The organism is Acinetobacter sp. NigerLNRRAM0016 (assembly GCF_054112845.1).
Genome location: NZ_JBSYVT010000004.1, coordinates 58,391 through 74,206 on the forward strand (window position 1 = coordinate 58,391; position 15,816 = coordinate 74,206).

The 15,816-nt window shown below is 43.7% G+C and carries 13 protein-coding genes and 2 pseudogenes; 6 read left to right on the top strand and 9 right to left on the bottom strand.

Going from position 1 to position 15,816, the window contains the following annotated elements; translation table 11 throughout:
• Positions 1-3 precede the first annotated feature (3 nt).
• The 3 genes and pseudogenes from ACWQ4X_RS04305 to ACWQ4X_RS04315 form a co-directional block, all read right to left on the bottom strand.
• A complete protein-coding gene (locus tag ACWQ4X_RS04305; RefSeq protein ID WP_100242518.1) occupies positions 4-477 on the bottom strand; it encodes an NfeD family protein in 474 nt (157 codons plus the stop codon).
• 99 nt (positions 478-576) lie between these two features.
• Entirely contained in the window at positions 577-1,503 is a 927-nt protein-coding gene (locus ACWQ4X_RS04310; protein WP_457902841.1) for a patatin-like phospholipase family protein, read from the bottom strand.
• A gap of 60 nt (positions 1,504-1,563) precedes the next feature.
• Positions 1,564-2,198 (bottom strand): annotated as a pseudogene (locus ACWQ4X_RS04315) (1-acyl-sn-glycerol-3-phosphate acyltransferase).
• A 115-nt stretch (positions 2,199-2,313) separates the two neighbouring features.
• Here ACWQ4X_RS04315 and ACWQ4X_RS04320 point away from each other — a divergent pair.
• From ACWQ4X_RS04320 to ACWQ4X_RS04340, 5 genes are all read left to right on the top strand, one after another.
• Positions 2,314-3,588 (top strand): MFS transporter, encoded by a 1,275-nt coding sequence (locus ACWQ4X_RS04320; protein ID WP_457902842.1) that lies wholly within the window; start codon positions 2,314-2,316, stop codon positions 3,586-3,588.
• Between the two features lie 135 nt (positions 3,589-3,723).
• Positions 3,724-4,869 carry a porin gene (locus tag ACWQ4X_RS04325; RefSeq protein WP_457902843.1) on the top strand — a complete coding sequence of 382 codons (1,146 nt, stop codon included), beginning with the start codon at positions 3,724-3,726 and terminating at the stop codon, positions 4,867-4,869.
• Positions 4,870-4,989: 120 nt separating this feature from the next.
• Complete coding sequence (locus ACWQ4X_RS04330; protein WP_457902844.1) at positions 4,990-6,666, top strand: phosphoethanolamine transferase; 1,677 nt, start codon at positions 4,990-4,992, stop codon at positions 6,664-6,666.
• A 15-nt stretch (positions 6,667-6,681) separates the two neighbouring features.
• Positions 6,682-7,362 carry a response regulator transcription factor gene (locus tag ACWQ4X_RS04335; protein WP_457902845.1) on the top strand — a complete coding sequence of 227 codons (681 nt, stop codon included), beginning with the start codon at positions 6,682-6,684 and terminating at the stop codon, positions 7,360-7,362.
• Positions 7,363-7,386: 24 nt separating this feature from the next.
• The gene (locus tag ACWQ4X_RS04340; protein WP_457902912.1) at positions 7,387-8,709 is read left to right on the top strand and encodes a sensor histidine kinase; all 1,323 of its coding nucleotides are present in this window, start codon (positions 7,387-7,389) and stop codon (positions 8,707-8,709) included.
• A gap of 247 nt (positions 8,710-8,956) precedes the next feature.
• Here the strand turns inward: ACWQ4X_RS04340 and ACWQ4X_RS04345 are convergent, their stop codons facing one another.
• The gene (locus ACWQ4X_RS04345; protein WP_457902846.1) at positions 8,957-9,700 is read right to left on the bottom strand and encodes a phosphatase PAP2 family protein; all 744 of its coding nucleotides are present in this window, start codon (positions 9,698-9,700) and stop codon (positions 8,957-8,959) included.
• 189 nt (positions 9,701-9,889) lie between these two features.
• Here ACWQ4X_RS04345 and ACWQ4X_RS04350 point away from each other — a divergent pair.
• Positions 9,890-10,585, top strand: a pseudogene (locus tag ACWQ4X_RS04350) (HAD family hydrolase).
• Positions 10,586-10,649: 64 nt separating this feature from the next.
• Here the strand turns inward: ACWQ4X_RS04350 and ACWQ4X_RS04355 are convergent.
• The 5 genes from ACWQ4X_RS04355 to ACWQ4X_RS04375 all read right to left on the bottom strand — a co-directional run bounded on the left by ACWQ4X_RS04355 (position 10,650) and on the right by ACWQ4X_RS04375 (position 15,497).
• Positions 10,650-11,837 carry an ammonium transporter gene (locus ACWQ4X_RS04355; protein ID WP_457902847.1) on the bottom strand — a complete coding sequence of 396 codons (1,188 nt, stop codon included), beginning with the start codon at positions 11,835-11,837 and terminating at the stop codon, positions 10,650-10,652.
• Between the two features lie 480 nt (positions 11,838-12,317).
• Entirely contained in the window at positions 12,318-13,043 is a 726-nt protein-coding gene (locus tag ACWQ4X_RS04360; protein WP_171334101.1) for an amino acid ABC transporter ATP-binding protein, read from the bottom strand.
• Positions 13,044-13,057: 14 nt separating this feature from the next.
• Positions 13,058-13,741 (bottom strand): ABC transporter permease subunit, encoded by a 684-nt coding sequence (locus ACWQ4X_RS04365; protein ID WP_100242529.1) that lies wholly within the window; start codon positions 13,739-13,741, stop codon positions 13,058-13,060.
• Positions 13,741-14,484 (bottom strand): amino acid ABC transporter permease, encoded by a 744-nt coding sequence (locus ACWQ4X_RS04370; RefSeq protein WP_100242530.1) that lies wholly within the window; start codon positions 14,482-14,484, stop codon positions 13,741-13,743. The genes ACWQ4X_RS04365 and ACWQ4X_RS04370 overlap by 1 nt, the downstream gene beginning before the upstream one ends.
• 71 nt (positions 14,485-14,555) lie before the next feature.
• Complete coding sequence (locus ACWQ4X_RS04375; protein WP_457902848.1) at positions 14,556-15,497, bottom strand: transporter substrate-binding domain-containing protein; 942 nt, start codon at positions 15,495-15,497, stop codon at positions 14,556-14,558.
• Positions 15,498-15,816 lie beyond the last annotated feature (319 nt).

Sequence of the window (15,816 nt, forward strand, 5' to 3'; positions counted from 1 at the left end):
CTTTTATTGATTTTCATTATTTGAACGATGTGGTTGTACCACAAGGTCGTTGCCCAAAATGTCGACTACACGGACCCGATCACCTACATTGACGGTGGATTGAGTGCGGCAGTTCCATTCATCTGAGCCTAAAACTGGGATAGGAAATCGAACGCGGATTTGTTCATGTTCCATATTGACCTGAATGACCATACCGACTTGACCAATGGTGGCTTCGCGTGAAAGTCCTGCTTTGGTTTTATCAATGGAGAGTGGCTTAATATATTTAAACCAGGCAACGGTACAGAGAATGGAGAGGATAATCCACAACACCAGTTGTGCTGTTGAGCTTAGGGCTGGAAAAAGCCAAAATAAAATACCCACTAAAATTGCGCTAATACCAAACCATAACGCAGCAAAAGCGGGAATGATTAATTCGGACAGCATTAGTAAAACACCAAGCACAAACCAGTGCCACGGTTCAAAAACAAATTCCATACATCTACTCGTGTATTGTATTAGTGAATAGTGATGAGAAAAGCATCACTATGCACTGTAACAGATGTCTAAGATGATGAAAATTAAAAAAGTGTTTATTTAAAATTTTGCTTTAGGCGCGGGTTTGAACGCGGCAGGAGACTTCTTAAAATTGGTGATCGCCGCTTGAATGGCAGTTATTTTCAGTTGCGCTGCTTTTTCCCCTTCAAGGATGGATTCATTGCTGGCTTTCAAGTCGAGTGTCCCCACATGACCGACCTTCGGTTGAATCACCACGTTGGCTTGGTTCAATTCGGTATTGATACTTTGCTGTCCCATAATATTGATGGTTTGATCCAGTACGCCCCACATATTCAGTGGTTTATTGCCTACAGGGCGAGCTGAAATATCAACTGCAATGACAATATCAGCGCCCATGGCTTTGGCGGTGGTCACAGGAATAGGACTGACCAAGCCACCATCTACATATTTGGTGCCACGAATGGTGGTGGGTACAAATACATTCGGAATACTGCACGAAGCACGTACGGCCTGACCTGCATTGCCTAAAATAAAGTCAGCTTTCTTACCATTGTCCAAACGTGTCGCAACAGCAGCAAAGCGAATCGGGAATTTTTCAATCGGTTTGTTGCCTACATTTTTATTGACGTAATCCTGTAGTTTTTGTCCTAGTACAATGCCTTGAGTATTTAGGGTCAAGTCACGCAAGTCGGATTCTTGCAGTTGCAAGGCAAGTTGCTGAAGTTGATACGGACTTTTACCACTGGCATAAATACTACCGACGAAACTGCCTGCACTGGTACCCGTCACAATTTTGGGCTTAATGCCATGTGATTCAAGCACTTTCAGTACCCCAATATGTGCAAAACCTTTGGCACCACCACCTCCTAAAGCAATCGCAATGACAGGCTCACGGGCCTGTACAGGGGTTGTCACAGGTGGTTTGGTTGCGGTTTTATCACAGCCCGCAAGGGTAAAGCCAAGTAAGCCAATTAAACCATATTGGAAAAAACGTAATTGCGTCATTGCACTCTAAACAGGATGAACGTTGCGCACATCAGATCAAATTTTGGCTCATATTTCCAGTCACTTTTTGACGAGTGTTTGTAACGGTTTTGCCAACCATGCTGGATTTTTGGCAGAAAACTGTCCTGCATAGTGCGCCAGAATTTGGGGTAAATCTTGATCAAAATCCCCACTGGGATGGAGGGATGGAAGATGCCTAAACAGCGAATGGTTTTGTGATCATAATCAAAGGCAAACATGACAATTGGAATCTGCGCGCCAACCGCAATTCGGTAAAATCCACTTTTAATCGTGCTGGCACTTTTTCGAGTGCCTTCAGGTGCCATACCCACCCAAATTTGATCTTTATCCTGAATAATCTGAATGATTTGCTGTGTGAGTCCATGCGGGCTAGCGCGATTTACAGGAATCACTCCGATCCAATCTAAGAGGGGCTTAAGTGGCGTTTTAAACAGCGTATGCTTACCAAAAATGGTTATTTGTATGCCTAATCCTAACAATGCGCTGAAGCCATGCCAGGCATCGATATTGGAGGTGTGGGGCGAAATAATCGCAACAGCTTTTGCCAAGTCGGGAAATTCTCCTTCAAATGACCAGCCTTGTGCCAGAAATAGTCGACGGAAAAACTGTTTCGAAAAGGCGCTACCTCGCGCGGGCACGTGCGGCGGCAAAATGGGAAAATGCTGCGTAGACATAGCCTTGTCATCCTGACAAATATTCTTGGTTTTTCTTGATATTACGCTTTCAGAAATCGTGCTTCATTGGCAAAATGTGCGCTTGGATGTGCAGAAATGCTCACCAATGAGCGCCATGTCCAACATCACAGGATTGCCAGATATGCCAATCGCACAGAACGTTTATTTATTGCTGTTTTCATTGTACTGGGCGCAAGGCTTACCTGTGGGGTTTATGACGCATGCACTGCCTGTCATTCTCCGAGCAGAAGGGGTATCACTGGCGCATATTGGTGGTTTTGGACTGTTGATGCTGCCTTGGTCGATCAAAATTTTATGGGCACCTTGGGTAGATCGAGTCGGTCATTCACAGCACGGGCATTATCGGAGCTGGATTATTCCTATGCAGTTGCTTTCAGTCGCTGTATTAATTGTCCTGTCCTTTTTACCCATTCATGCACTTGATCAACCTCAATATCTATTGCTGTTTTTTATCACCTTGCTCAGCTTGAATTTTATTGGCGCGACTCAGGATATTGCGACTGATGGACTTGCCGTACGCATTTTAAAATCTGAACAGCAACATTGGGGTAACACCATTCAAGTCATCGGTTCTCGTTTAGGGTTTATTGTCGGGGGCGGTGCCATACTCTGGCTGCTGGATGGGTTTGAATGGCAGATGACGTTTTTACTATTGGCGGGATTGGTTTTGCTGAATACATTACCCGTGTGGCGATATCGGGAGTCCACACAAGTTCAGATGCTACATCCGCCTTCAACTTCATGGCGACAAAAAAGCAGAGCCATTGCTGCGTATTTAACGTATTACCGTAGCAGTCCCACGTTATGGCGATGGCTGTGGGTGCTACTCACCTTTAAGGTTGCAGATGGACTGGCAGGACCTTTGCTGAAACCTTTAATGGTTGATCTGGGCTTGAGTTTTAGTCAAATTGGCGTATATGTGACCATGCTAGGCGCATTAGCAGCTTTATTTGGTGCGGGTTTGGCAGGTGGATTGCTCAAAATGATGCGTCGTTCGCAAGCATTGTGGTTATTCTCAGGCTTAAAAATTATCTCACTGGCTACTTATGCTTGGCTGGCTTATCAATACGACCAGCAACATGCGGTTTCCACTGTTGTCATTTATGCGATTAATGCTGCGGAAGATGCAGTTTCAGCCATGCTGTTGGTGGTGATGTTGACCTTAGTGATGCAATACAGCCGAGCAGAATTTGCTGCGACGGATTTCACGTTTCAGGTTGCTGTCATGGCGACAGTGAGTGGTGTGCTTTATAGCTTGAGTGGTTTGATTGGTGATGTTTTAGGCTATACAAATTATCTATTTTTGATCGTTTTTATCGCAATTCTCTGCCTTGTTACAATTTTCCGATGGGTGGAATCTGAAAAATAAGCTTACAATTCAGGAGTTTGATTGTTGTTAGCCTAAAGTATTAAAACATATATATAAATAAAAATTTAATCCTTTTGTAATATGTGACTGCAATGTAATATTTGTAACAAAATTAACACCAGGGAAAATGATTCAATGAAAACCAAAATTGCAGCAGCGATTGCTTTAAGTTTGTTAGCGGGTTCAACTTTTGCGGCACCAACGTTTTATGGTGAGATTGATGCGAGTGTGGACTATTTACCAGAAGATAACGCATCAGGTACTTCGGACAAAGATGTAGTAGAAGTGAGCTCTAACAGTTCTTATTTGGGTGTTAAGGGTGATGAAAAATTAAATGACCGTCTAAGCGCAGTTTATTTAGCTGAATGGGCTTTTAATGCCGATGGTGAAGGGACTGATTGGTCTGCGCGTAACCGTTATGTCGGTTTAAAAGATGCAAAATTGGGTACGGTGAAAGTTGGTGCGCATGATACCCCGTTAAAGCAACTTTCTGGTGTAGTAGATACGTTCAACAACTATGTTGCCAATAAAGCAGATATTACAGGCATTATGACGGGTGAAGTTCGTCTAGCGAATGTTGTGGTGTATGAAGCACCAGCACTGACATTACCTACAGGTGCAATCAAATTTAATGCTTTACTTGCAACTGGTGAAGACAGTGGTATTGCTAAAGGTAATGGTGCTTCTAAAGCTGCAGGTCGTGGTTTAGGCGATACTTGGTCTGCATCTTTAGTGTATGACAGCCCAATGTTTGTTGCAGGTGTTGCTTATGATAAAGCGGTACCAACGACATTTGCTGGTCGTGGTATGGCAAATGCGGCTGATCCAGAAGTAACTAGTACTGTATTGGCTCAACCAGGAAGAGTATTTGCTGGTACCGCATTTGCTGAGGCAAATACTTTACGTGCAATTGGTCGTTTAAATGTACTCGACAACAGCTTGGCATTAAAAGCGCTTTATCAAACTTCTGAAGTGGAAGATGAAGTAACTAATGATGCAGCTGCGGCAAACATTGATAAGTCAGATGGTTGGTTAGTGGGTGCGGAATATAACTTCCCATCTGCGAAAGCATGGACTATTAAAGCACAGTACAGTGCGAACTCGACCAGCTTCAAAGATAACTCTGATGACTACGATGCTGACCAAATCATGGCTGGCGTAGACTATGCATTCAGCAAGCAAGTGAAGTTGTATGGTTACGGTGGTTACTTAACGCTTGAGCGTGGTGATTTTGAAACTAAACAACCCGTTGTAGGTACTGGCTTAGAATTCAAATTCTAATTTTTGATAAAAAATCCATTCAAAAGGACGGTGCAAAAGCAGCGTCCTTTTTTTATTTTAAGTCAGGTTTAAGTTTCAATTTATAAATTAATAACGATATTGATCATCGAACCGCTCAAAATGAATTTGACCCGCCTCGAACGACTAAAACAGTTTCTACCACCACTGGCTTTACATCAATTTAACTTGCTGCTTGCACTTTGGTTGGGTATTGCGCTGAATTTTGCATTTTATAAACAAATTCAAATGCTCACTCCATATCAAGGGCTGAAAGCCTATGCATTTTTATCTGCGACGGTATTGGTTGTGGTGGCACTGTATAACGTGGTGTTGCAACTGCTGCAATGGAAATGGAATGCTAAAATTCTGGCATTGTTCTTGGTTTTTGTTGGCGGTTTAACCGCTTATTTTGTAAATAGTTTGGGGGTGGTGATTTCACCCGGACAAGTCCAAAACATGATGCAAACTGACACCAAAGAAGCATTGGATTTATTTTCCATGCAATTTGTGGTGTGGAGTGTGTTCATGGTGGTCATCCCCATGGTTGTGATTGCACTGATTCGCATTGAACAAAGACCGATATCGAAACAACTGTTGAGCAAGGGTTTACATATCGTCAGTTCTTTCGCCGTCATTGGTGGCTTGCTGTTTGTCTTCTATGTCGATTTTGCAGCAATTTTCCGCGAGCATCGCGATTTAAAAGGCATGATCTCACCGCAAAATACTATTGCTTCGACCTTATCGTATTATCGTAAACAGAAACCAAAAGAAAATTTGCCATTGGTGACGTATGGTACAGATGCACATCGTGTGATCAACACCAGCGCAGCGTCTATGCCGAAATTGATGGTTTTGGTGGTTGGTGAAACAGCTCGTGCAGAAAGTTTTTCATTAAATGGTTATGCGAAAAATACCAATCCAGAATTGTCTAAGCAAAACGTGATTAACTTTAGCCAAGTCAGTTCTTGTGGAACGGCAACAGCAGTCTCAGTCCCGTGTATGTTCTCTGGCATGCCGCGTAAAGATTATGATGAGCAGTTGGCAGGTCATCGCGAAGGTTTACTCGATATTGCGCAACGTGCAGGTTATAAGGTGACATGGATTGATAACAACTCAGGTTGTAAAGGGGCTTGTGACCGTGTACACAAGTTTGAAATTCCAGCGGCATTAAAACAAAAATGGTGTGATGCTGAAGGTGAGTGTATGGATGAAGTCTTGGTGGATAGCTTAAAAGCCTATGTGGCGAGCATTCCAACGCAAGATAAGACACCACAGCTAATTGTGTTGCATCAGATGGGTAGTCATGGTCCAGCCTATTACAAACGTTCTACGGAGAAGTTCCAGCTATTTAAGCCGATGTGTGCAACCAATGCCATTCAAGGTTGTAGCCGCGATGAGTTGCTGAACAGTTATGACAACTCCATTGTTTATACAGACCATATTTTAAATCAGGTAATTCAGACCATTAAAGACGTGCCGAATTATCAAACAGGCTTCTGGTATTTGTCGGATCATGGCGAGTCTACGGGGGAAAGCGGGATGTATTTGCATGGTGCACCTTATGCCATTGCGCCGGTTCAGCAAACCCATGTACCGATGATCATGTGGTTCTCACCAGCATGGCAGCAGCATAATGCCAGTCAGGTCAATTGTTTGGCACAGCAAAAACAAGCCGTACGGAGTCAGGACAATTTATTCCCAACGTTATTGTCGATGCTTGAAATTAAAACCCAAGTGATTGATGATAAAAATGATATGTTAAAACAATGTACAAATAATCCAACGGGAAAGGCCTAAGTCGGGATAAGTAGAATGACCACAATCTTAATGATCGAAGATGATTTCATGATTGCTGAATCCAGCAAGACCTTATTGCAGTTGCATGATTATCAAGTGGAATGGGTCAACAACGGACTCGATGCATTGAAGCTGCTACAACAGCAAAGTTTTGATGTGGTGTTGTTGGATTTGGGGCTGCCGATGATGGATGGCATGCAAGTCTTGGCAAAAATCCGACAAAGCTTCCCAAGTTTACCTGTATTGATTATTTCGGCACGCGATCAGGTTCAAAATCGGGTGGATGGTTTGAATCAGGGTGCAGATGATTATCTGGTCAAACCCTATGAATTTGTAGAACTGTTGGCGCGGATGCAAGCCTTATTGCGCCGCAGCTCGCATGAGGTTGCACCATCCAATGAAACTTCAGTGCTTCGTTATGGTGATTTGGTGTTGGATGTTGGACAGCATATCGCCTTATTGAATGGGCAAGAGTTGGAACTGTCGAATCGAGAATGGGCGATTCTGGTACCGCTGGTCAGTTATCCCAATAAAATTTTTTCCAAAGCCAATCTGGAAGATAAGCTGTATGACTTCGACAGTGAAGTGAATAGCAACACCATTGAAGTCTATGTCCATCATTTACGTGCCAAGTTGGGTAAGGATTTTATCCGTACCATTCGCGGGATGGGTTATCGTTTAGGTAAATTGGATTAAGCTTTTATGCAGACACTGCACGCCATGCCAACACAAACATCGTTAAAGAAACGCTTACTGATTTTTGTTTCAGGTTTTAGTTTGCTGTTGGGGGGCGTGCTGATTGCAACTGCCTACTGGATTTCATTGGGTGAACTGGATGAAATTCTGGATGCGCAAATGCAGAACCTTGCGGAACGCGTTGCCGCACATGACCCAGCACCCATCAAAAGTCACTTTGATGTTCACAAGCGCTATCATGAGGAAGACTTGTTTGTGGATGTCTGGGAAAAGCAAGAACATCCGCAACATCAGTTTAACTTGTTATTACATGGCGTAAATCAGGCGGGGTTTTATGACCGTTCCACCACGCAAGGGGTGTGGCGCATGTATGTCCTGCCGACTGAAAAGTATCAAATACAGGTCAGTCAGCCGCATTCAGCCAGAAGTCATTTAGCTTTGGAACTGGCCACCAGTATGTTTGTGCCTTATCTGGTGATGATTCCGTTTATTTTATGGGGTTTGGGCTGGGTGATTTTACGCAGTCTAAGACCGATGGATGAGTTTAGACAAGAAATTGCCCGCCGTGATCTCGATGAATTAACCCCGATTAAGCTAAATCGTTATCCTGTGGAACTCATTCCCACAATTCAGGAAATGAATTATCTGTTTGAACGGATTGAGTCGGCACAACAAGAGCAGCGCCAGTTTATTGCAGATGCCGCCCATGAACTCAGAACACCGATTACTGCACTGAATTTACAGATGCAGATTTTATTGCGTGAGTTCCCAGAAAACACGGCACTGGAAAATTTGAGCCAAGGTTTAATTCGTATTCAGCATTTAATCAGCCAGTTACTCGATTTAGCCAAGCAAGATGCCAGTAACCTGCACAGCATGCAGCAACAGCCATTTTACTTAAACCAAGTGGCGGTGAATTGTGTAGAGCAATTGATTCATGTGGCTTTGCACAAAGATATCGATTTGGGCATGGAGCGCCAAGAAGAGGTTTTGGTTAATGGCTTGGAGTCTGCGGCTCGTTCCATTATTTATAATTTGATTGATAATGCGATTAAATACACCCCAAAAAATGGCGTGATTAATGTCTCGATTTTCTCTCAGGGCAATGATGCCATTATTCAAGTGGAAGACAGCGGTCCTGGCATTGACCCCGCCTTATATGAGCAGATCATGAAGCGTTTTTATCGTATTCATCATCATTTAGAGATGGGCAGTGGGCTAGGGCTTTCGATTGTGCAAAAGGCAGCAGAACATTTGGGGGGTAAAATCCAGTTTGGCAAAAGTCAGACTTTAGGCGGCCTATTTGTGCAAGTTCAGTTTCCCAAACAAGTCCAATCAGATGAATAATCTTCACTCAGCTGGCAGCGCTTCTTCTAAAGCAAAAAGCAGCTTAAACCATGCTGCTTTAGTAGGCTCAATTCATAAGAATTACAGCAGATTTAGAGTTTTGAGCCTCCACTTCCATGTTTGTATCATCTAATCTAAAGTGAACAGAAATAGGCGGATAGAAGGATGCTTTGCGGACTTTGATCGCTACTAAGTCTCAGCAAGATCACAGTTGGCAGCATGCTGACAACAGTTGCAAGACAAAGTTTTAAGCCGCTTCTTGCACCTGATCGGAGACTGGCTGAGGCATAACCTCAGCAGGCTGAGCAGTTTCTACAGATTGAGCAGGTAGCAAGCGTTTATAAAACAATGGATAAAGCGCCACGTTACAGCACCAGATGACCCAAGCTGTCCATAAATTATGACTGAGGAAGTGCGCGCCACGCATCATTTGTGCCCATCCCATCGCAAAGCCCAAAATTAAACCCGCAACAAGATAGAAGTAAGCACGTTTTGGTGCAGTTTTTCGAAAGGCAAAGAAACCCGTTATTAAGGCAAAGCCTGTAGCTGCATGACCACCTGGGAAGCAGTGCCCATGGCTGATGCTAAAGTTCCAGAGAAAACTTGTTGCTGTGGTTTGGGTCATATTCCATGGGCAGGCATGCCCCGATTGTGATTTAAGAATACCGACTACACTGGTGCTTAAAATTAAAATCCAGAACAGATAAGCATATTGCCAACGTTTTGCTGCTAACGCTTTGACCTTAAAGCTGCCTAGCCAAAGGGTGACAAAACTGACATCACACAGAATTAAAAGGTTTTTAACATATTTATGATTCAGGGTTTCCAAGAACCAGTCATGACGCCATGGAAATTGACCATCTAGCCCTGTCCACGGCTGAATCAACATCAGGTCGAGTTGACCCGCAACAGGGAAAAGCAGTTGCAGTAGGATAAAACTGAACAGCAAAATCAGTCCTTGCTTGAGGCTAAAACGTTGTAATTCAGACATGGTCATGCAAACGGTATTTGGATGACTTTTATTAGAGCAAAGCAAACTTAAAGTGGACTTAACTGAACCTTAAAAGCACATCGCTGGGCTGATTTTCTTCACAGATTTTATGCAGAACTTCGTAGAAAATCTGTCATGCAAAGCGACTGGAAAATGCTAGATTAAAGGCAAAAGCCAGCAGGGCGTGTTATGTCTATTCGTGCAGTATTATTTGATTTGGACAATACCTTAACCCACCGTGATCAAAGTATTCAGCGTTATTGCGAGTTTTTACTGCAACAGTATCAGTCGCAGTTATTCGCCCATGATCTGGACAAAATCCAGCAGATTATCCGCCGTATTGATAATGGCGGTTATCCTCAAAAAGAACAGCTAACCCATCCGAGTATTGGGGCTTCGGTTGCACACGCTTTACTGCAAGAGTTGGACTGGCAAACTGAAGCCGATTTTCAGGAGTTAACCCAGTTCTGGTTTGAGTACTTTGGACAGTGTGCCGTCGCCATGGCAGGAGCTATGGATCTATTAAAAATGTTAAAGCTGCAAGATTATGCTTTGGCAGTGGTGTCGAATGGTGGACATGCCACCCGCTTGAATATTTTAACGGGTCTCGGATTTAAGGATTATTTTGATGTGATTGTCAGTTCCGAACAGGCAGGCATCAGTAAGCCCCATCAGTAGATATTTTTGCATACGGCTGAAAGTTTAGGCGTGCAGCCTTCAGAATGTGTGTTTATTGGTGATCATCCTGTGAATGATATTCTCGGCGCGCAACAGGCAGGCATGCAAGCCATTTGGTTGCAAGGCTTTCACCCTGAAGATGAACGTCTAGAGGTGCCTCGTATTCAGCAGTTACATGAATTAAAGGCGTATTTAGAACCACGATAAAATTGCAGACATAAAAAAAGCGATTCCTAAGAATCGCTGCGCAACATACGTAACTTGAAAAAACTTAAAACATACTGTCATCGGAGTTGGCTGAAATTTTGTGGATGGATAAATCCGCGCCACGGAATTCATCTTCTTGCGATAAACGAATGCCAATACAAGCTTTTAAGCCGCCATACACGGCAAATCCACCTGCAAGTGCAACGATGATGGCGAATAGGGTACCTATGATTTGTGACATCATGGAGACACCACCAATCCCGCCTAGCCATTGTTGACCGAAAATACCCGCTGCGATGCCACCAAAGGCGCCACAAATACCGTGTAATGGCCATACGCCCAACACATCATCCACTTTGAGTTTGTTTTGGGTATAGGTAAAGAACTTTACAAAAATGATGCCCGCAATTGCACCAATCACCAATGCACCAAAAGGATGCACAATATCCGAGCCTGCGCAGATGGCAACCAAGCCAGCGAGTGGACCATTGTGTAAGAAACCTGGGTCATTTTTACCAATCATATTGGCAGTCACAGTACCACCGACCATCGCCATCAACGAGTTAATCGCCACCATGCCTGAAATGGCATCTAAACGCTGTGCACTCATCACGTTAAAGCCAAACCAGCCCACAATCAGAATCCATGAACCCAACGCAAGGAAGGGAATAGACGATGGAGGATGAGCACTGACACGGCCATCTTTTTTATAACGACCATGACGTGCCCCCAATAGGATCACGGCTGCCAAGGCAATCCAGCCGCCCATAGCATGAACGACGACAGAGCCTGCAAAGTCATGGAAGGGCGCACCAAAAGTGTGCTCCAACCATGCTTGTATGCCCAAATTGCCATTCCAGACAATACCTTCAAAGAAGGGATAGACCAAGGCCACCAGCAATAAAGTCGCGATGGCTTGGGAACGCATTTTGGCACGTTCTGCAATGCCGCCTGAAATAATGGCAGGAATTGCTGCAGCAAAGGTCAGTAAAAAGAAACAGCGCATCAAGTTATAGCCATGATCTGCTGCCAAGGTTGCTCCCATATGGAAGAAATGGTGTCCATAGGCAATGTAGTAACCTACAAAAAAGTAAGCCATCGCTGAAAGTGCAAAGTCAGTCAGGATTTTACTTAAGGCATTGACCTGATTTTTATGTCGAACTGTTCCTAGTTCTAAAAATGCGAAACCGGCATGCATTGCCAGTACCAGCACTGCTCCTAGCAGTAGAAATAATAAATCGATATCTTGCATAGTTTGCTCGAAAAAAGTGCTTAATACGATTTTAGGCACAAACTTGGGAAGATAATTTGCACCAAAATAGTTTAGTAAATCTAAAAATTGGAGTTCAGCAACAAAATACTCCGTTCAGAAAAATACCTAAGCAAAAAATGCACCAATTCTGTTGAAAATACGATTTATTTGGTGGAAAACAGTGCGTATTGACTTAAAAAGGTGCTGTAATTTGCATTTTTAGAGTATGAAAAAACAAGATTTCAAATGAATTAAATGTAAAATCAAAATGATAAATTGACTTATTGTTCAGGAAACACATGCGACTGATGGTCTATAGCGTGACACATCGTTCAGGCTGAATGGTTTGAAGGTATTGAAAGCGTTTAGGCTTCCAGCTTGGTTGATTTCAGCGATAGGCAATCGAAATGTGTGTCGCATAAAGGGCAAAAAAGGGTGGATCAAGTGGAGCAGATGCGTTCCACTTGATACTGTTTGGGCTTAGTGCAAGATCTTGTCTAGGAACTGCTGCGCGCGTTCACCGCGTGGCGTATTAAAGAATTCATCTTTAGAACAGTCTTCTACTATTTTACCTTGATCCATAAAAATAATGCGATTCGCCACTTGGCGGGCAAAGCCCATTTCATGGGTCACGCACATCATGGTCATGCCTTCTTTAGCCAGACCGACCATCACTTCGAGCACTTCATTAATCATTTCTGGGTCAAGGGCAGAAGTCGGCTCGTCAAACAGCATGGCAATCGGGTCCATACTCAAGGCACGGGCAATGGCGACACGCTGTTGTTGTCCACCCGAAAGCTGCGCTGGATATTTATTGGCTTGCGAACTCAGTCCAACCCGATCTAAATAGGCGAGACCTTTTTTCTTGGCTTCATCTGCACTGCGCCCCAATACTTTAATCTGCGCGATGGTCAGGTTTTCAGTAATGCTCAAATGTGGAAATAACTCAAAATGCTGGAACACCATGCCGACACGGCTACGCAATTTGTTCAAATCGGTTTTCGGGTCGGCAATTGGAATACCATCCACATAAATTTGTCCCTGTTGAAAGGGTTCCAAACCGTTCACGGTTTTAATTAGGGTCGATTTGCCTGAACCTGAAGGACCGCAGACCACCACCACTTCACCTTGACAGATTTGAGTGGTGCAGTCGGTAAGTACCTGAAATTGTTGATACCATTTACTGACATTTTGGAGATCAATCATTACTTTTTTATCACTCATACTTTTAATCTCCGTTGTAATCTTTTCACCGCAAAGGTCGCCAAGGCACTGATGCTAAAGTAGACCAGACCTGCAAACAGAATGTACTGGGTAAGTAAGGACATCAGGTCGCCGCGGACGTAATTGGTGCGGAAAAAATCCAGCAAACCTATGGCGTAAACCATGGTGGAATCTTGGAACAAAATAATGGTTTGTTGCAGTAATAGCGGGGTCATTTTGCGAAAGGCTTGCGGCAAAATAATCAGGCGCATGGACTGGCTATAACTCATGCCCAAGGCATAAGCCGCGGCACTTTGACCTTTGGGAATCGATTGAATCCCTGCACGCACAATTTCCGAAAAATAAGCGGCTTCAAACAACATGAACGCGACAATACTCGAGACCAGGGCAGTGTCGATAGTCAGATAATTGCCTGTAAATGCGGTATAGAAAAACGGCACCGCAAAGTAGAACCACATCAGTACCAACAGCAGTGGAATAGAGCGGAACAAATTGACATAGGCTTGGGCAATTAAATTCAGTGCCCGAATGGATGACAGACGCATTAACGCCAGTAAGGTGCCAATAAAAATCCCACCCACTGTCGCAATACACACTACTTTTAAGGTAATGCTGAGACCATGCCATAAGGCAGGTGCAGAGAGATGTAAATCTTGAAGAAATGCAGTGAGCCAGTCCATTATTTATCTCCTGCAATTAAACCTGGAATGCGTAAGCGTTTTTCCAGAAAATTCATAAATTGAATGAGGCAGATATTAATCACAATAAAAATAATGGTGACGTAGGTATAAATCTCGATGGTGTTTTGGGTGTACTCGCTGATGGTTTTCATTTGCGAAATAATTTCTGCCACCCCCACCAAAGAAGCGACCGAGGTATTTTTCACGCAGTTGGTCAGTTCAGAGCTCAATGGTGGCAGAATGGTACGGAACGACTGTGGCAAAATAATGTAACGGTACAGTTGTGCCGTACTAAAGCCCAAAGCATACCCTGCATTGACTTGCCCCGTTGGCAGGGCCTCAATGCCTGTACGTACTTGTTCGCAGACTCGTGCTGCGGTAAACAGTCCCAAGCCAATACTGGCCGAGATCAGGGCGCTGGTGCTGGCACTCAAGTCATTCACCCACCAATCTTTCAGCCCCGCAGGGAGAAAATTCGGCGCCACATAAAACCAGACAAACAGTTGAATCAACAGCGGTACATTACGAAAAATGGTCACATAGGCGGTACCAATAGCACGTGCCGTTTTATTTGGAAGCGTACGCATAATGCCGAGCAGACTGCCCAGCACAAATGCGATAGACCATGCCACAATGGCGATGACCAGTAACCAGCCCAAGCCTGTTAAAATCCAGTTGAAATAGCTACTGTCCCCGACACCTGTAGATTGAAATAATACGCCCCAGTTCCAGCTATAGTTCATAGGAGCTCCAGTGTCTAAATCAGGTAGGCAAGTGCACTACCTGATGCATATGAAATGGATGATCAGCGCAATTACTGATCACGGTCATGTGGTGCACTAATCAACGCTTTTAGCTGTTCAGACATCGGGAAGTTCAGGTTAATGTTTTTTGGTGGAATTGGCTGCTCAAACCATTTGTTATACATGCTGTTAATTTCACCTGAGCTGTAGACCGATTTAATCGCATTGTCGACCACTTGCTTAAATTCAGGGTCGCCTTTTCTAAGCATACACCCATAAATTTCATGTACAGGTGAAGTACCGACAATCACCCAATGCTCTGGATCTTTGGCTTTGGATTTTTCCCCTGCCAGTAAAATGTCATCCATCATAAAGGCTGCAGCACGTCCGTTTTGCAGCATCAAGAAAGATTCGGCATGGTCTTTGGCAGAAATAATCTCACCAATGCCCAGTTCTTTTTCATGCTGGCGAATATAACGCTCTGATGTGGTGCCTGCGGTAGTCACCAGTTTTTTGCCTTTTAAGTCGGCGAAGTCTTTCACCCCGGAATCTTTTGCGGTGAGTAAGCGCGAACCGACTTCAAAAAAGCCTACAGAGAAATCGACTTGTTGCTGGCGTTCTTTGTTGTTGGTGGTGGAACCACATTCTAAATCGACCGTGCCATTCGACACCAAAGGAATACGGTTTTGACTGGTGACCAAGTTATAGCGAATTTTTAAATCGGGCATATTCAGCTTTTGCTTAACGGCATCGACCACTTTAAGTTGTAAGTCATGCGCATAGCCCACAGGTTGATTTGGATTGTCGGCAATATAGGAAAATGGAATGGAAGAGTCGCGATACCCCAGCACAATGGTGCCTGATTTTTTAATTTTCTCCAGTGTTCCTGACGCTGCCGTCTCTTTGCTGCCTGCATCACCGCTGCTAGGTGGTTTGTCGCCACTACAGGCACTTAAACCGAATGCGAGGGTACTGGCACAAAGTAGGGAAGTCAGGGGCCGTTTGAATAACATAAGTAAAACTCCTTGTGTTTTATTGTCATCATTTGCTTTATTTATTGACTGAATATCCATCAGCTTATTCGTTATTGCATGCACAGCTGTTTGTCTGACAAGCAGCTTAAACTTCATCTTAGCGCGAGTTTTCATCACTTGCGAAGCTCAGATTGTTGATGCTTTGTTAACGTTAACTGCTTAAGTTTTAAACAGATTTAAGTCTGATGCATATCACTTAAGTAGAACAAAGCAGATTCTGTGCCTGCAAGGTATTGTGTGTTTAAATAACATACTGTTTTTAATAAAAATAAACAATTACTTGTTTAGTATTTCCATT